At 49.0% G+C, this 17726-nt stretch carries 16 protein-coding genes and 1 pseudogene; 5 read left to right on the top strand and 12 right to left on the bottom strand.

From position 1 onward, the window contains the following. Position 1: 1 nt before the first annotated feature. From ACFQ0N_RS17930 to uvrA, 6 genes and pseudogenes are all read right to left on the bottom strand, one after another. Positions 2-1339 carry a cytosine permease gene (locus tag ACFQ0N_RS17930; RefSeq protein ID WP_379328555.1) on the bottom strand — a complete coding sequence of 446 codons (1338 nt, stop codon included), beginning with the start codon at positions 1337-1339 and terminating at the stop codon, positions 2-4. Positions 1340-1351: 12 nt separating this feature from the next. Beyond that, the gene (locus tag ACFQ0N_RS17935; protein ID WP_379328557.1) at positions 1352-1744 is read right to left on the bottom strand and encodes an OsmC family protein; all 393 of its coding nucleotides are present in this window, start codon (positions 1742-1744) and stop codon (positions 1352-1354) included. A 27-nt stretch (positions 1745-1771) separates the two neighbouring features. After that, the gene (locus tag ACFQ0N_RS17940; RefSeq protein WP_379328560.1) at positions 1772-2407 is read right to left on the bottom strand and encodes a TetR/AcrR family transcriptional regulator; all 636 of its coding nucleotides are present in this window, start codon (positions 2405-2407) and stop codon (positions 1772-1774) included. Positions 2408-2648: 241 nt separating this feature from the next. Continuing rightward, positions 2649-3161 (bottom strand): NADPH-dependent FMN reductase, encoded by a 513-nt coding sequence (gene ssuE, locus ACFQ0N_RS17945; protein ID WP_379328562.1) that lies wholly within the window; start codon positions 3159-3161, stop codon positions 2649-2651. A 237-nt stretch (positions 3162-3398) separates the two neighbouring features. After that, positions 3399-3630, bottom strand: a pseudogene (locus ACFQ0N_RS17950) (response regulator); the annotation flags it as partial. Positions 3631-3948: 318 nt separating this feature from the next. Next, positions 3949-6444: an excinuclease ABC subunit UvrA gene (gene uvrA / locus ACFQ0N_RS17955; RefSeq protein WP_379328564.1), complete on the bottom strand. Its 2496-nt coding sequence runs from the start codon at positions 6442-6444 to the stop codon at positions 3949-3951. Positions 6445-6638: 194 nt separating this feature from the next. On the opposite strand from uvrA, the gene ACFQ0N_RS17960 reads away from it, so the two are divergent. The 3 genes from ACFQ0N_RS17960 (at position 6639) to ACFQ0N_RS17970 (ending at position 9456) form a co-directional block, all read left to right on the top strand. Continuing rightward, positions 6639-7349 (top strand): TioE family transcriptional regulator, encoded by a 711-nt coding sequence (locus ACFQ0N_RS17960; RefSeq protein WP_379328566.1) that lies wholly within the window; start codon positions 6639-6641, stop codon positions 7347-7349. An 82-nt stretch (positions 7350-7431) separates the two neighbouring features. Next, positions 7432-7851, top strand: coding sequence for a GNAT family N-acetyltransferase (locus ACFQ0N_RS17965; protein WP_379328568.1), 420 nt, complete (start codon positions 7432-7434; stop codon positions 7849-7851). A 402-nt stretch (positions 7852-8253) separates the two neighbouring features. Then, entirely contained in the window at positions 8254-9456 is a 1203-nt protein-coding gene (locus ACFQ0N_RS17970) for an acyl-CoA dehydrogenase family protein (RefSeq protein WP_379328570.1), read from the top strand. Between the two features lie 82 nt (positions 9457-9538). On the opposite strand, the gene ACFQ0N_RS17975 is transcribed toward ACFQ0N_RS17970, so the two are convergent. The 4 genes from ACFQ0N_RS17975 to ACFQ0N_RS17990 all read right to left on the bottom strand — a co-directional run bounded on the left by ACFQ0N_RS17975 (position 9539) and on the right by ACFQ0N_RS17990 (position 14563). Beyond that, positions 9539-10405: an ATP-binding cassette domain-containing protein gene (locus ACFQ0N_RS17975; RefSeq protein ID WP_379328572.1), complete on the bottom strand. Its 867-nt coding sequence runs from the start codon at positions 10403-10405 to the stop codon at positions 9539-9541. After that, positions 10345-12822, bottom strand: a complete 2478-nt coding sequence (locus tag ACFQ0N_RS17980; RefSeq protein ID WP_379328574.1) for a hypothetical protein — start codon at positions 12820-12822, stop codon at positions 10345-10347. Before ACFQ0N_RS17980 ends, ACFQ0N_RS17975 begins: the two co-directional genes overlap by 61 nt. Before the next feature lie 24 nt (positions 12823-12846). Beyond that, positions 12847-14085, bottom strand: coding sequence for a hypothetical protein (locus ACFQ0N_RS17985; RefSeq protein ID WP_379328576.1), 1239 nt, complete (start codon positions 14083-14085; stop codon positions 12847-12849). An 88-nt stretch (positions 14086-14173) separates the two neighbouring features. Then, a complete protein-coding gene (locus ACFQ0N_RS17990; RefSeq protein ID WP_379328578.1) occupies positions 14174-14563 on the bottom strand; it encodes a hypothetical protein in 390 nt (129 codons plus the stop codon). Between the two features lie 235 nt (positions 14564-14798). Here ACFQ0N_RS17990 and ACFQ0N_RS17995 point away from each other — a divergent pair, with 235 nt between their 5' ends. Further along, on the top strand, positions 14799-15116 hold the full coding sequence (locus ACFQ0N_RS17995) for an ATP-binding protein (RefSeq protein WP_379328643.1): 318 nt from the start codon (positions 14799-14801) through the stop codon (positions 15114-15116). Positions 15117-15535: 419 nt separating this feature from the next. Here ACFQ0N_RS17995 and ACFQ0N_RS18000 read toward each other — a convergent pair whose 3' ends face one another. Both ACFQ0N_RS18000 and ACFQ0N_RS18005 read right to left on the bottom strand, forming a co-directional pair. Then, a complete protein-coding gene (locus ACFQ0N_RS18000; protein ID WP_379328580.1) occupies positions 15536-16402 on the bottom strand; it encodes an SDR family oxidoreductase in 867 nt (288 codons plus the stop codon). Between the two features lie 21 nt (positions 16403-16423). Next, a complete protein-coding gene (locus tag ACFQ0N_RS18005; RefSeq protein WP_379328583.1) occupies positions 16424-16903 on the bottom strand; it encodes a hypothetical protein in 480 nt (159 codons plus the stop codon). Positions 16904-17145: 242 nt separating this feature from the next. On the opposite strand from ACFQ0N_RS18005, the gene ACFQ0N_RS18010 reads away from it, so the two are divergent. Further along, positions 17146-17691 (top strand): MarR family winged helix-turn-helix transcriptional regulator, encoded by a 546-nt coding sequence (locus ACFQ0N_RS18010; protein ID WP_379328585.1) that lies wholly within the window; start codon positions 17146-17148, stop codon positions 17689-17691. Positions 17692-17726 lie beyond the last annotated feature (35 nt).

The raw sequence follows: 17726 nt of genomic DNA on the forward strand, positions 1-17726 counted from the left end.
GTTAAAAGCCGGACTGTTTCTCGGTCGATTGGCCGAGCTCATAGGGGGCGCGAATTGCTTTCAATAGATAGGCCACAATAATATAGCCGATAAATGCAATTAAAGTAGAATTGATTGGTGCGATGCCGAAACTTAGTCTTGAACCGATGAAACCTGCAGCAACCGTAACCACTATAGCGGCAATATTCCAGTTGGAATAAGACGTACCTGCTCCGAATTGATAACCGCCTTGACGCTTGCCTTTTACAAACCAGTGATCGGCGATCATAACCCCGGCAATCGGCGGAACGTAGTTGCCAAGCACAGTCAGAAACGGCACAAAGCTGTTTTCCAATCCGCTCAAAGCAATAATCAATCCGAGAATGCCCATTGTTACAACAAGAACATTTTTCGGTATTTTTACAGCATTGCGCAGCCCGAGGGCTCCGGAATACAGATTGTTGTCATTCGTTGTCCACTGTGCAAACACTAGAATGAGGAAAGCGAAAAACCCGAGGCCAATCTTCGCCATTGCCGCCGGAATGTTCGGAGTTGACCCGAACTGCGGGACATTGGCCGCAATTGTCATTGCCGCGCCGGAGACGATGCAGAACAGGCCGCCCAGAAAATAGCCCGATGACGCCCCTAATCCTCCGCGGAGCGGAGTTTTGCCGAATCGCGTAATATCCGGAAACACCACCGCGCCAAGCGCCGCATTGCCGACGACGACCGTAATACCTGCAAACAGCGTCATCGGATCGCCGGCCGGCTGGGCCTCCATCAGGGCGCTCCAGCTTCCGGAATGATTGACGGCGGCAATAATGCCCCAGATGCTCAAAATTCCAACAAGCGGAACGGCTACAAAACTAATTGCCGCAAGCCCCCGATAACCGATAAAAGCGGTGAGCATCATCAAAATGCCGCCCCAAACCATTGCAACCTTCGGTTCGGCGAACCATTGACCCGGGAACATCTCCGACAATGTTATGCCGAAGAAGGCGACCTGCCACGCGAACCAGCCGACGCCAAGAACGACAGCCAGCACAAGCCCGAACAAGCCCGCTCCATGGCGGCCAAAAGCCTGTCGGGCGATCACTGTAGTCGAAAGACCATATTTCGCGCCCACATAGCCTTGAAAAAATCCGTACACTGCCAAGATCAACATACCGACAACTCCGGCGACAATAACTTCGCTGAACGGCAAACCTGCCGCTAGCGCGCCGCCCGTAAATAACGTTGACAACGAAATGACCCATGCACAGCTTGTAATGCTAATATTCAGTGTACTTCGACGCTTAGCCTGCGGAACGGGCTGTAAAGCAAAATCATCCGATTGCGCTTCAAATTTGTTCGCTGACATTTTTTTCTCCCCTTATTTTAGGCTGCTTGCACCAATTTCAATTGCCGCGCCAAGCTGCAGCGTGTTGCCAATCGTACACATCTGCTCGGCTTTTTGAATAAGTACGTTCCGATAGGACGAATCAATCGTCTTCGGAAATTGGACATAGACCACAAAGCGTTCCACCCGCGACGGGCGATCAGCGGCCTTCTCGGCAGCAACACTAACCGAAAGCTGTCCCGGATCGACCTTGTCCATCTCCATAATTTTTACCAGAGACATCGAGACGCAGAGCGCGAGCGAGCCTGACAGCAGCTCGATCGGAGTCAAGCCCTCTGCATCGGAGGCAGCTTTGCCGTGCAGCATAAAGCCGCTCTTGTTCCTGATGTTATAATCCATTCCCGACTGCCAATCTACCTTGATCATGTTCTGCTCCCTCTTTCTAAGTTGTTCTTATGATCCCAGCAAACCGAAAAATTCAAATCGGGCCAGCTCCGCGGCTACAACGTCGGCGGGCAGTGCCGGCTTATGGCTCATATCATGCCCTGCCCCGAACAGCCATCGGGAAATCGTCCCTTCGACAAGACTGGTCAAAATGGAGGATCGCAGCGCGAAATCGATATGATCCGGAAGCATCTTCAATTCCACAGCTCGTTCGATATTGCGACGAAATGCTTGCTCAATTGCAATGCGCGTCTCCGATATCGCACTGCGGATCGCCTCGTCTCCGCCGCTGCCTTCAATAAACATCAGCGCCATCAAGTGGCGGTTGGACTCGGCGAATTCAAGCAAGTCTTTCATTAGCTTGGTGGAGGACTTTACCATATCATCCACTGTCCCGCTTTGCTTCCGGTAACCTTGACCAATCACCTGCAGCAGTCGGGCATGGCCGTCGGCGACAAGCTGTATGACAATTTCTTGCTTGCTCTTGAAATACCAGTAGAAAGTGCCTTGGGCCACACCGGCGGCTGCCACGATATCCGAAATTTTGGTGTTTGGATACCCTTTCTGCGCAAATAACTGCACGGCAATATCCATTAGTTGCTTTCGTCTGCCTGCATCCTGCTCTTTTGAAGATTTTAAAGTCACATGCTCGCTCCCGTCTTAACTGATTGACTAGTCAGTCAGTTTTGGTGAAAAAAGAAGAATTTGCCGGCATCACAATGGCTGCAAATTACAACTTTTGAAATTATTAAATCCCATTGACTTAGTTGGTTATTTATCTGTAAAATACCATGATTTTCGCATACTGTCAATTCTAAAGTGCATTTAGGTAGACGTTCACACTTTTATTCGGACACTGCAACTGGCTGATCGCGATTAACTGTGTTTACAAACTCATCCAACGCACTGCGCAGCCTTTCCTGCAGCCCGGCGTCAATGGCAGCTGTCCCATCCCATTCCGCACAATTTGCGAATCAACTGCATATACGCCTTGCGCGAGCAAGCGAATGCCCAGCGCCGACAATACCGGTTTCAAAGCATAGTCTATTGCAAGCAAATGGGCAGTCGTTCCACCAATAAAAAGCGGAAATGCCGCTAGATGCTCCAGTCCTTTTTGCGGAAGCAAATCCAGAAATGTTTTTAAAACTCCTGTATATGACGCTTTATATACCGGGCTGGCAACAACGAGGGCATCGGCTTCAACGGCCTTTTGCACAGCTTCTTGTATGGAGGGACTGGAGAAGTTCGCATGTATAAGATCTTCGGCAGGCAAATCGCTGATGTAAATAACCTCCGTGTCCGTTCCTCTCTTTTTCAACACCTCGCGGCTGAATTCAACCAGATGCAAGAGCCTTGATTGTCTGGATGGGCTTCCGAATAGAAACGCAACTTTCGCCATACTGCTTTCCCCTCCCAAGTGTAGTAATGGAAACAAAAAAAAGGAGACCTTGAAAACAATCGACCTGATAAGGCCGAAAGCTTCGCGGGTCTCCGGTTGACCGGTTGACGGCTACAGCTCTACTTTAGCTTTTATTTCATAGTATGTCAATCGGAATTTAGTTATTTCGATTGGGGAATGGTTATGCTAAAGACATATCGTCCTTGTTGATGGGTGCATTGAAGCGTTCCCCCATGCAATAATCGGGACGCTTGAAAGCTCCCGAATTTTCATGCAAGCATGGATGCCGTCTAGATTCGGCATCATAATATCCAGGATAATCAGATGAATGTTTTCCTGCTGCAAAGAGCTGAAGCGCCTCCATGCCATCACTGGCTTCCATCACCTGAAATCCTTCATTACGCAAGTAGACGTGTACAATGTCCCGAATTTCCGTATCATCATCGACGATAAGAATTGTCTTATCCATCCATTGTCTCCTCGTATGTTTTTTTTGTTAAAACGGATAATCAGCATAATACAGTATAAAACAAATACAAGCCAGACAAGCTTGGACAGTTCCAAGAGAGCAAAACTCCAAACCCCCATCGCTACACATTCCCCTTTCTTTTGTAAAATATAGATAAAGGCAGGCGACATACTGAGGGGAACAGTTTTTTCAATGACCGAAAATGCATAACAAGCATAGCGAAGAAACATGAGGAAAATCTGAGGGAATTTCTGAATTTATTCTGAATTTGTTTAGACAAGCGTCCCTTGCGCCCATGTGACGATTTCCGCAGTATTTTTACAATAGCATATCCGCTAGAAAACGTCCGGTATGGGAGGTTTCGACGGCTGCAACTGCTTCAGGTGTGCCTGCGGCAACCACTTTTCCGCCTGCGATCCCTCCTTCGGGACCGATATCGATAACCCAGTCGCACTCGCGGATAATATCGAGATTATGCTCCACAACAATAACTGTATTGCCAGCGTCAACCAGCCTGTTCAGCAGCACCAGCAGTTGTTTCGTATCGCGCGGATGCAGCCCGGTTGACGGCTCGTCCAGCAAATAGAGCGTATGCCGTTTCGTCTTCCCATTCAACTCTTTGGCAAGCCGGAGCCGCTGACCTTCTCCGCCCGACAGCGTACGGACCGATTGGCCCCACTGAAGATATCCGAGTCCTACGTCAACCAGCAAGGCGATCTGTCCGTCCATTCGGGTTTGGCCTTGAAGCAGCGGCAAACTCTCCTCAATGGTCAAGTTGAGCAGGTCGGAAATCGAGAGCCCGTTGTAAGTGACGCGCAGCACCTCTTCCTTGAAACGTTTTCCTCTGCAGACCGGGCAACGCACCTCCAATCCCGGCAGGAAGAACATATCCATCGGCACAACACCTAGCCCTTGGCAATGTTCGCATCTCCCGCCTGGTGTGTTGAATGAAAAATGCTTCGGAGTCAGCCCCGCGCGCTTCGCCTCCGGCAAACCAGCATACAAATTCCGCATGGCTGTGAAGACGTCGGAATAGGTCGCAACGTTGGACCGGCTCATCCGCCCAATCGGCGATTGGTCTGCCGTCACAATATTGTCGATGGCGTCGAAGCCGGTAATGCTCCTGCATCCATTGCGCTTCTGCTCATCGCGTCCGCCGGCCGCCACGAGATCAAACAACAACGTGGACTTGCCGGAGCCGGAAACGCCGGTGACGGCGATAAGACAGCCAAGCGGAAAGGAGGCATCGATATGCTTCAGATTCCTTGCATACGCATCGCTGACGTTAAGAAATTTGCCGTTACCCAGCCGTCTTGCCCCCCGTTCGGCAGAGACTCCCGCTTCCCGCAGAAAAGCACCCGTGACCGATTTCGGATTGTCCATCAACTCTTGAAGCGTTCCGGCGCCTACGACGTTTCCGCCAAAGCTGCCCGCACCTGGCCCCATATCGATCACATGATCCGCCGCCCGCATCATCTCGACGTCATGCTCGATCACCAGAACGGTATTTCCCAAATCCCGCAATTGTTTCAACACACGAATTAGTCCCTCCGTATCGCGCGGGTGCAAGCCCGCCGTCGGTTCGTCCAGAATATACAGCACGCCGGTAAGACCTGAGCCGAGAATTGAAGCGAGCCGCAGCCGCTGTGCTTCGCCGCCGGACAGCGATACCGACTGGCGGCTTAACGACAGGTAGCCGAGTCCGACATCGACGATCCGTTTCGTACGAACCGTCAAATCGTGCAGTAGCGTCTCTATCTGTTCCTTCTCCTCTATGCGCAGCTCCCCCATCAATTGCTCCAGCCAAGGTAGCGCCTCCTGCAGCGCCCATCCGGAAATGTCAGCGATCGAAGCGCCGTCAACCGTCACCTGGCGAATTTCCTCCTTTAGCCGGGCGCCGTTGCATGACGCACATGTCTCTTCGCGGAATAACGCCGACTCGCCCGATTCACTGCCCTTCTCCTTATACCTCCTCCAGATACCGGTCACAACCCCTTCGAACTTGCCTGCACTTACCGATTTAGGCGGCTTTACGCCAGGGAAATGGGCGGTGAACGCCTCGCTCTCGACCCCGTAATACAGCAGGTCGCGCTGCACGGCGTCAAAATGCTTGAGCGGCAAATCGGCATCGAAGACGAAACCGTAATGTTTCGCCGCCGCTTTTAAGGTTGACGCGCTGTATTTACTGATCACGTCGTACCAGATTGCAACGCAGCCGCCGAGCAAACTCTTTTCTTCGTCGAAAACGGCATCTAGGTTCAACATGACGGTATGGCCGAGCCCGCCGCAGGTTTCACAAGCGCCTTCCGGGGTGTTGTAGGAGAAGTGCCTGCGAGTCAAGCGCATCATCTCCTTCCCGCAATGAGGGCATTGGACGGCTTCGTGGCATCCCTCCTCCTCCCGGGTACCTGCGCCGGCCGGACCGTTGCCCGGTCCGGGCACGAAGCGGCCTCCGCAGTGGGAACAGGCCCTTTCCCCCAGCTTCTCGTAGACGACGCGAAGGTACGTATGGATATCCGTGATTGTTCCGACCGTGGACCGCGGATTTCGGTTCGTTACATGCTGCCCCACGCTGATCGAAGGAGATAAGCCGACGATTGCATCGACCTGCGGTTTGGCGATAGCGTCCGAGGTCATCCCCATCGATTCCATGTACTGCCGCTGGCATTCCCGCTGCAGCGTGTCCATGGCCAGCGTCGATTTGCCCGACCCGGAAGGTCCAGTCAAGACGACCAGCTTGTGCTTAGGAATGTGAAGCGTCACATTTTTCAAATTGTTTTCCCGGGCGCCCCGGATTTCAATGACGTTGTTCATGCCGATCTCCTCCTGAATCCATTTCTTTATTTTACACCAACTATTCTATAACACTAATGCAAGTGAGAAGGTATAATGGAAACATCCTTGAAAATGTAGAATGAAATGCATAAAAAAGTTTAGCGAGGGACTTTAAAGTTTTTTTATAAAGTTTAATGTATTGAAGCCCCATTTTTAGCAAGGAGGAACGTAAGTTGCGCTACTACAAACCGATCGAAATTGCCAGAGAGCTTCACATTAGCACGAGCGCTTTGCGGCATTATGAGTCTTGGGGAGTCATTCCGGCCCCCGCCCGCGCTGCGAATGGTTATCGCCTTTATACCCAAGTGCATCTCGCCTTTTTTCGCTGCCTGCGCGCCATGTTTTCCGGATTCGGCTATACGGTCGCCGGTAAAGTGCTTCGTCACATTCAAAATGCCGATTTGGACGCTGCCTTCTGGCTCGTCAACCATGAGCAGGCCGTTCTGCATCATGAAAAGACCGTTGCTGACCAGACGCTTTCATTGCTGCAAAACCCGGAGCTGCCGTTTACACCAAATAAAAAGCTGAAAAACCGCATGACTATTGGCGAAGCTGCTGCGTTAACAGATGTGCAAGCTTCAGCCATCCGACATTGGGAGAAAGAAGGACTGATCCGACCGGAGCGGGATCCCGAGAACGGTTACCGGATATTTACACCAGTGCATATACGGCAAATTCTGCTCATCCGTACATTGAGGAGGACTGTCTATTTTCTGGAGAATATGAAGGAAATTGTTCAAGCTGTGGAACAGCATAGCATGGAAAAAGCGAAAAAAGTGACCGTAGAGGCACTGTCAAGCATCCATGAACGCAATCGCAAACAATTTTACGGTGTTCATCAATTGGTGGAGTTATGTAAAGAGGTGGGGCTGATAGAATCATAGGGCGAATACTCCCATTCCCCTTTCATTTTGCTTTAAAGTTCCATATACTTAACGAGAAAATTTGAAAAGCGAGAGTGAAAATATGAAGATTAGAACAGCAAATGAAGCAGATTTTCCTGTTTTAAGAATGATTTACCTTGAATCCCGCCGTAAAAGCTTTCATTGGGCAGATATAGAAGAAATGACTTTGCAAGATTTTGATCGGCATACTGAAGGAGAACATATCATTTTAGCTGAGGCGGACAGTCATATTCTCGGCTTTGCTTCACTGTACTTGCCAGATAGCTTTATTCACAATTTATTTGTTCACCCCGATTTCTTTGGTCGGGGCGCTGGTGGCCTTTTGCTTAATGCCTCCATCGAAATTATGAATAAGCCGTTAAGATTAAAGTGTGTATCTGCAAATCAAAGAGCGATGAAGTTTTATGAGAATAAAGGTTGGAGGAGAGTTGTTGAAGAGGGTAACCCGGGACAGAAATATTGGGTAATGGAATATAAATAACATCGAAATAACCACGCAAGGCAATTGGCTCCTGAACCAGGCTCCTGTCAAGCTGCCGCGCTCGCTGTGCGTATGGCTTTTGACGAAACTGCCCCCCTCGTGCCGGGTGTCACGACCGAAAATCGCGCCCAAAATTTTCTCGACAGCGAGGCCACTTCATCCCTTGGGAAATACCGGACATGTGGGTTGAGGACTTGCGCCGAACCTTCCGGGGACGCCGATGAGACTGGCGGCAAGTTAAAAAAAAGCGAACGGTCAAATGAAGGCCACTGAAGAATGAACAATGAAGTTGAAATATCGTTCAAAAAAAGATAAGCGGCCAGACGTTGTGAAATTCCGACTTTTTGTATAGGATTATATCAAAGACATTCATCCCAATCAGAAAAGGGGTTATCATCCTTTATGGCGAAACGGAGATCGATTGATCAATATATACGAAACGGCAAAGAGGAGAAGCTCGCTGCCAGGGCCGAACAACTGGCCGGTATTTTTGCCGGCAGAGCGGCGCGATACGATGCGGAAGGCTCCTTCCCGTTTGAAAATTTCGCCGATTTGCGCGAAGCAGGCTTTTATAAACTGACCGTTCCGAAACGGTACGGCGGCGACGAAATCTCGTTGTACGAGCTCGTGATCGTACAGGAACGGCTTGCTGCCGGCGACGGTTCGACGACGCTCGGCTTTGGCTGGCATCTGGGCCAGACGCTGCATTACCGCTCGACCGGATCGTGGCCCGAGCCCTTGTTCCGGCGGTTTTGCCAAGACGTTGTGGAACGCGGTGCCATGATCAACTCGTTCGCCTCCGAGCGGGCGACAGGTAGTCCAAGCCGCGGCGGCAAGCCGGAAACGACCGCCATCAAAACGGACGCCGGCTGGCTGATTAGCGGGCGCAAAATTTTCAGTACGCTAAGTCCAATTTTAACGCAATTTATCGTTTCGGCTTGGGTGCAGGACGAACAGCGGCTCGGGCATTTTCTCGTCGGCAAATCGGACCGCGTACGGATCGAGGAAACGTGGAACACGCTTGGCATGCGTGCGACGGGCAGCCATGATTTGATCTTGGACCAAGCCTTCGTCCCGGAGGATTCACGGATCGATCAGCTTGACGCTCTAGGCCATCCGCTTCCGCATGCCGACGACGCCAGCGGATGGCTGCTGCACATTCCGGCCTGCTATATCGGCATCGCCCACGCTGCCCGCGACTTCGCCGTCGAATTTGCGCGGACGTACCGTCCGAACAGCTTGCCCGGCCCAATCGCCGAGTTGCCGCACATTCAGCTGCAAATCGGGCAAATGGAAGCGGAGCTAAGGACGGCAAGGAACATGCTATATACGGCAGCCGATCGCTGGGACAAGGAAACGGGCAATTGGGCCGATCTGAAACCGGAGCTTGGCTTGGCCAAATATGTGGCGACCAACAACGCGATTCAAATCGTCGACAAGGCGATGCGAATCGTCGGCGGAACGAGCTTGTCGCGGACGCTGCCGCTCGAACGGATGTACCGCGACGTCCGGGCCGGGCTGCACAATCCGCCGATGGACGACACCGTTCTGCGCAGTCTGGCGCAAGAGGCGCTGCAGGAGCCGCATAGCAAGAGCGAGAGTTAATGCGATGGAAAAACGGAAATGGCTTGGCAGCAGTTTTGGCTTAGAAAAATAACTTCCGGTTCGCATTCCGGCCGGAATACACTTACTCGAAGAAATATAGATAAATATCCTCCAGATTTTGTCGAACCGGCTCTGCAGGGTATCCCTCCGGAGGTTCGTCCCCTACAACCCTGACTGTAACTCCTGAAGCGTCACCGGAGATATTGCTTACCTTATATTTCTTTTGCAAGGTTGCCAAGTCTTCCGCATTCGCGCGCACTTCGAATACCTTGCCTTTCATTTCGTCCAGCACCTGAGCCGGCTTCCCTTGCAGGACCAGTTTGCCTTTCTTCAGCAGCAAAACTTCCTTCGCCACATATTCAATATCGGTGACCACGTGTGTCGCCAGAAGGACGATTTTGTTCTGAGCGATTTCCGAGATAAAATTGCGGATGCGAATCCGTTCCTTCGGGTCCAATCCCGCCGTCGGTTCGTCCAGGATGAGAATGTCGGGGTCGTTCAGCAAAGCTTGGGCAATCAGGATGCGCTGCTTCATGCCTCCGGAATAGGAACCCAGCTTTTTGTTTCCGCTATCAGTCAGATTCACAACCGCCAGCAGTTGTTCGATTCGCTGCTTCGCCTCATGCTTCGACAGCCCCTTCAGGGCCGCCATGTACCAAAGAAACCGATGCCCAGTAAAGTCATCGTAGATCCCCTGCTGCTGCGGCATATACCCAAGCCGGGCCCGGTATTGCTTGCCCATCTCCAACACTCGGATTCCATTGAACAAGATTTCTCCGGAATCCGGCTTCAGATTGTCCACAATAATATTCATAAGCGTCGACTTCCCGGCACCGTTGGGCCCGAGCAGTCCGTAAATCCCCGGAGTCAGCTCCGCGGTAAAGCGGTCTAAAGCTTTGTTTTTCCCTTTATTATAGCTTTTGCTGATGGCATCGATCGAAAGTAGCATTTCAGCCTAACCCCCAAACTCTCTGGATTCGTATACAACAGCCAGGCTTTGAAACAAGCGATAGCTGACAAACCGATCAGCAGCCCGGTATAACCCCCTATTGACAGCAAGGAATCCATTTGCGCAAAAGCGCCAAACAGCGTAAAAAACCCGGTAAACGTATAGCTGCGAATCTCCTCAAAGCCTGCCAATTGAATGAGAAATGGGATCACAAACACTGTCGAAGCCAAGAGCAGACCAGGCGCTCGCTTCTGCATCAGAATCGACAAGTACAAAGTACAGACGCTGACAAGCATCGCCCCCAAAATCTGGAGCCCGAACACGCCGCAGGCAAATTCACCAACCGTAAGCGCGTCCTTCAGGTGACCGTATACGCGAATACTTTGGACTGGAGCTTCCCAGTCGATGGAAGGGTAACTGGCAATGGAATTATAGACGGCTGGCGAATACAGAATAAGCATCAGCGTCAAGGCTGCAATTCCGGCGATAGCATGTTTGACGGCAAACAAAGGAAGACGGCCTCTTCGGGTGCTCCGCAGAATCGCTGCCATGCCATTCCGGTAATCAGCGGGAAAAACAACGCTTAAGGAAAGCATCAGCAAAATGGTATAAGTCAAGCCATTTACGAGATCCCGGTAATGGTTCCGAAACAGATAATTGGTCGATAACTCATTGAGAAAGCTTCCGTTGATACCCCTCGTTTCCTTTTGCTCCACCAAGTGCAGGTATTGCGTGTATACCCTACTGAACGCTTTCTCTTTTAATGAAAAGAGGTCCAATTCTCCCTTCTGTTTCAGATATTGCGCCGGAGAGAGCTTCCCTTCCTGGTATTGCTTGAGCATCCGATCATATTGCAAGGGCAGCTCGGCAAAGCGGCGCTGCTCCTTCACAATATAGTTGATTTTGCTCTGATCCAGGCTTCCCGTGAGCACCCGCATATAACCGTTATAGATAGCGTCCTCTTCATTGAATCTCAGCTCCTGCATGTTCAGGTCCTGATAGCCGATCCATAGCGCCGCGGCCAGCACCAGATAGACTTTGCCGGCAAACATAAACTTGTACCATTCATGACGAAACAGGCGAACTGACGCGGGCGGCTTCCGCAGCTTGAGGAGTTGCTGAGCAATCCAACTGAAGATTCGGGAAGGAGTGGCCGTAGGATATCGGTACGTATAACACATGATACCGGCAGCTGATAGCAGCAAAAGCAGAACAACGGCACTGACACCCGCAATCTGCGGATACCAGACGGGATACCCTCCTAAATTCAAATTTCGGTAAATTGCAAGCAGCCCGTAGGCATCATAGAAAGAAAACAGATTGATATATTTAAAAAATTGAAGCGGGGATAGCGGGTGGAGGTAGCGAAAACTCAAATACTCCACAGCAAGAAATGCAAATAGACCCGCATAAACGGAGAATATATTTCCAAGCAGTATGAACAGAAACGAGATGGCCAGCGCCGCCAAGATCGTGACAATCACTTTGCAGATCAGGTACAGGACCAGATACTGTCCGACTGTCAACGGCAAGTTGCAGTAGCGAAAGGCCTCCATCGACTGTACGTACCGGGACAGGTCGCCAAAATCATACAAATTATACGCAAGGAGCAGCAATGACCCATAAAAAAAGACGGATAAGATCACCGACATGGAAATCAATGCGGCGACTTTCGATGTCACTAAAGGAAACCTTCCCCTGGCCGTCGAACGGGTAAGCTTCACAAGACTGGAATCCTTTTCATATTGAAACAAATAAATACACAATAAGAAAATAAGCGAAATCATAAGCGCATCGGTTATCGAGAAAGTCGTGGCGGACACGACGCCCCATTCGCGGCCCAATTGCAGGGGCAGGTCCTCTAAGGAAGCGAAATCTTGCGGCGTTTTCACGATATTGCGGTAGGAGAAGGAATGCTCGTCCTGAAAGATCGATACGGTGAGTAATTCGTCGGCCCGCTTTCGAATCCCGTTCGAATATTCCTTGTAGCCGCGCATCGCTTCGTATTGCTTCAATAGAAGCTCCGAAATATAAGTATCTTGTCTCAATTTATCCAAATTTTCGCTATACCCGCTGCTCTTGAAGGCCTCCATGATGTTCGGCGACTGTTGCTTGATGCGTGCCAAATCCTCAGCCGATGAGGGGGTGTCGGGGTTCTGAGCAGCCATGACGATCATTTGATATCTCTGAAGCTCCATATTCATCCGTTTGATTCGCTCGTACCCTTGGTCTATGCGCATTCTCGCGTACTCTTTTTCCGCGCTGTTGTAAGCATCGATATTGTCGATGAGATACCCGTTTTTGTTGTACTGATCTTTTACATAGAGGTAGCCGTTGCCAATCAGCAGGAGCGGGATGAGAACAACCAAAAGGCGCTTCCGGAACCATTTCAGGTATTCATAGCCAATGAGCTTCATTTGCATCCCCCAAAATCCAGGCGTTTACAGATCAGGACTTTCCAGCAACGGCTTGAAGGCCGCTTTTCCCGTACCAAACTCGCTTTTGTCCAGGTATTGCATCATGATCTTGCCATCTTTAAAGATCTGGACGAACGCATAGCGGTCGTCGCCGACCATAAACGAGTGATCGATTGGGAGAAACGACATATCAATTTTGTCTACGATATTATATTGTTGATCATAGACCGTCAACTCATGGCGGATGTCCTTTAATTTCTCCTTAAATTGTTCATTGAATAAAAACGGAAAAACAGGCCGGGCATAAAAATAGTTGCCGCTGACATAATAGAACGAAAAGAATGTTCTTTTGATTGGGAGTTCCTTTCCATTTCTTCCTTCAAGATCCGAGGAAAAGACCTTTAAATGCTCTTCGTCTCTTAACGACGATTCATCTTTAATGGGGGAACTCACAACGTACATCAAGCGGTTATTGTAGATCCCCTCCATTTTAGCGATTCTCCCATCCTCATCCGTAAACAATCTCGTGGCTGTGCGATTCTCCAGATCATATCTCATAAACCTGATCGATTGTCCACCAATTTCGTAAAAATAGATGTTCTTTCCATAAGGAGTAATATCTGAAATCTCGCTTCCGGAAGCGTTGCCTGTATAGATAGGTACGGGCTTGCCGGATCCTTTCAAATTTACTTGCATCAATTGAGAGGTTGCATTCGATTCTTTATCAAAACTTCTCAGGGTGTAGTAAAGCATTCCCCGATGAATAGCCATAGATCTGGGTACAGAGTCAAATTCCATTTTGACCTTTCGGGTTGAGCCATCCTCGGACAACTCGATTAACATAGTCTTGAATCGGTTTTCATTATCTTTCCCCAATCCTTCGCCGCTCTCCAAAGTATACAGCTTGCCGTCGTGATAACCAAGAAATTTGTGCCTAAACTGAGGGTCATGCTTCACATAAGCATAACAATTTCGAATGGCCCCCTGGTCGGATGCTTGCATACAATCGTTTTCCGGCCGATTATCCAACAGTACCGGCTTCATATTGATTTTGTCCGCGTAATAGAGAAAGGAACCGTTCAGGAAATAGTACCCCTTGTCGGTTGGCGCAACCAGGATGCCATCCCCTTGCATTTGAAACATATACGGAAAATCTGTTGACGCATCGTATTCGTTTCGGTAATCGACTGTGTCCTTTTGGCAGGCCGTTAAAACCATCGCAAGTAACATACTGATCATGATAGATGTATAAATTTTTCCCATCACGTCTACACCTCTGTCACCAATTTGTCAACAACGACCGAAAGAAGCTTGAATAAGCTTCTTTCGGTTCGTCCCTACCCTATTCCCTTTATTGGGTCGATGTTCCAGCGGACCAGTACTGAGTTTGATAAGTGACAGAATGAGATCCTGTTGCATAACGCGATTGAACTGAAACCCATTTAGCCGATGCGGTTGTTGACACACTTGTGCTTCCTAAAGAAGTGTTGTTGGTGACGGTTTCTGTTTGAAAATTGTTATAGTAGTAAGTATAAGCAACGTAAGCAGATACACCGGCTACAGTACTGCAGGTTGTTGAAGCCGTGGCACTTGAACTCCCCATCGATAGATACCCGCTCGTAGAATACCCGGCAACCTGGCCATAAACAGAAGTAGCGGCGGAAGCAGCGCTTGTAAAGCTAAGTGAAGCGCAAAGTAATGCAGCCATGCCTAACATCAGCTTTTTCTTGGTTTTCTTCATACTCATTCTTTTTGGGTAATTTTGGGACAGTGCCATTTATACCACATATTGTAATTATTTGCAAGTATTTTGATAGATTCCAATTGTGCACTCTTCTGTCAACCACTACTTAAGTCCTTTTACCCAAAAATCCACTTCTATTCTATATGATAGTTCTTTTTGGGAGATAATTCTTGCAAAATCGTACATTTTATTTGAGTTATTTTTTAATAAATCCGTGGTCTATCCTTCTGAAATGCGGCTCAGCGCGATGGCGGACTCGTTACGTGAGCAGTTGCAATCCCCTGCATATACGAACTTATCATTTGAAGAACGAGTCGGATTAGTAGTCGATGCGGAATGGACAAGGCGCAAGTCGAATCAACTGAGCAGGCTCATCAAGAAAGCGACACTCCGTTATCCAAATGCTTGCGTAGAGGACATTGAATATCATGCCGACCGACGCTTAGAGCAATCCCTCATTCTGCGGCTCGCTACCGGCAAGTACATCCATGAAAAACTGAATGTGATTCTTATGGGGGCGTCTGGTGCGGGTACCGAAATATTCAAGTGACCCCCTGCCGCTTTTTTATAGATTAATTTATCCATGGCGACTCACCTCTTGCCTATTTTCACACTAGCCCTAATACTTCTATTGCCGAATAAACTACATAAAGGTGGCCGTTTGTTTGGAAACATCCCCTGATATCTTCATTATATACACTTAGTAAGCAAGATAAAGCATATATAAGCAGCCGATGAACTGCATAAAGCCCAAAATGATGCGCGATCGACAAGATCGCAACATTCGTTGGCCCAGGCGTAAATGTAACAATCACACAATATATGAGAAAAGCTGCAATGTTCATTAGATCCCCTCCTGTAATCTAATGAATCATACAGCTTATTCTTTACAAGTGTATAGTACAATATTGCAAGATTTATAACAACGGGAGGGTATCCTGTCCAGCTTTGGAGAAGATCATCCCGCTTCTACCTAAAAAGTTCAACATGCTCCCGAAGAAACGCATCAAGCGTTCGCGGATCTCTACCGAGCAATCGTTTGACTGTATCAGTAGGTCTTTCCGGCACCACAGTGGCCATCGTCTGGATTTCTACAACGTGATCCGCTAGCCACGGCGGCATCTGTGCATGCTCGATCAGATTGCTGCGTTGAACGTCAGGCTCCAAATTGATATAGCGAATAGATCTGTCCAGTAAGATAGACAACTTTTCTGCGATCTGTGGATAACTGAACGTTGCAGGGCCCGTCAAAGTGTAAGTCTGTCCAGCTTTCTCGCGGTTAGTCAATACCTCAGCGGCAACATCGGCTATATCTCGGCAGTCTATAAAATTACAAGGGGAATTGCCCATCGAGCCGAAAAACATACTTTGTGTCGTAACCGTCGGTATAAGACGCAGCAGATTTTGCATGAAAGCATAAGGCCGCAATATCGTATAAGTTAAACCTGATTTGGCTAACACCTTCTCAATTTCCCCGTGCCAGCCGGCTACAGCGACAGGAGCTCTCTCTTCAAAAGCGGGGCTTGAAATCTTGACAATATGCTTTATACCGGCCTGGACAGCTGTATTAATAATCGATGTTTCCATTTCAACTTGTTGAGGGCTATTGGACATAGCAAGAAAAAGCTGATCTGTTCCAGAAAAAGCATGATACAGCGATGAAGGGTCGGATGCATCCGCCATAACAGCCTCAATCTTTGAGCCGCCTAATTCTTGGATCCTGGCATGCAGCCGCTCAGGTTTTCTGCTCAGCGCCCGAGCGGGTACATCTAACTTGACCAAACGTTCCACAAGTGCATTGCCAATCGTTCCTGTCGCTCCAATAATCGCAATCATTACAGCATTCCTCCAATTGATTTATTTTTTAAGTGATGTACGCCACCGCCAGCTTGCGATCGTACTTGCAATCGTTGCTGACAGTGGAAAATCAGTCCAGATATGACTTGACCAAGCTAAGAAATCACCCGGTTTGGCTATTTCAAGTATACTTGTCGTTACACACGCAGATAGTAAGCCTAGCATGCTTCCACCGAGTGCGAATAGCGCTACCGCTACCCATTGCGGAGTAGAAACAAGCCAGCGTTTTTGCTTCCCTTTAGCTCGTAGCCACAGGCCAATCAGTAAAGCAAACAAAGCAGACGCTCCGCCAATTGTGGTTAATGCTCTTAATAGAAGAATCTTATCTGCAGTAACCAATCCGCCAATGCCTGCCGTAACCGCTGGGGAGACATAAGCCATTAACACTTCCCGCCATAGCCCAAATGCTTTGGTACCGGAACGAGCAGGTCTTGTACTATAGGCACCTTCTGTCGTGTCCGAATATTTTGTCTTATTCATCAGACTGCTCCTCCTTTCATATAATTAGGAACCTAACTATATATGTGAAAAAAAAGGCCAGCTTCTTGACCCTGTACCACACATATCAAGCTTATTCCCGCCATTCACACGATCTATCCGATAGCATGTTGATATTGGAGACCGTGAATATAGTATGGTACCTAACTACCTTGATGTCAACAACTTTTTTGGGGCCTGCCACTTTACTTGACAAAAAACTAGTTAGGCGCCATACTTTACCTATGACTACCAACCCTAACCAAGTCAATAAAAATAGTGCAGTTCCGTCACTGTTACAATCAAAGCAGCAAATTGAGCGCTATAACCTAAATGTAGACGCACAAGCTATACTTGTCGCAGCAAGACTCATGGAAGCAGGCTCCAAGCTCGGTCATGCTGCTGAGATTCACTTCTCCCGTTTCGGTTTGTCAACAGGCCGCTACCGATTGTTGGCTGACCTTGAAGATCAAGAAGGCGAAGCATTACCTTCACAATTAGCTGAGCATCTAGGTGTTACGCGGGCTACTGTTACGGGACTTATCGATATTCTGGAGCGTGATGGTCTCGTATCACGGCGAGCCAGCTTGAAAGATGGCCGGCAAAAAGCAGTCGTCCTAACTGAGCTCGGGGCAAAAAAAATGCGTGACATGGCCCCAGAGCACTTTTCGAGATTAGAAGCCATGGTCTCCTCATTAAGTATCGAAGAACGCAGCACATTCCTCGATTTACTTGATCGCGTGACAAATGGCATTTCAGCGCTGACAGACGAATCAGGTGAAGCAACGTAATCAATTCAATCGGATGAACCATCTTTTTTAAAAAG

The sequence above is a fragment of the Paenibacillus sp. GCM10027626 genome, assembly GCF_042676285.1.
Taxonomy (GTDB): domain Bacteria; phylum Bacillota; class Bacilli; order Paenibacillales; family Paenibacillaceae; genus Paenibacillus_Z.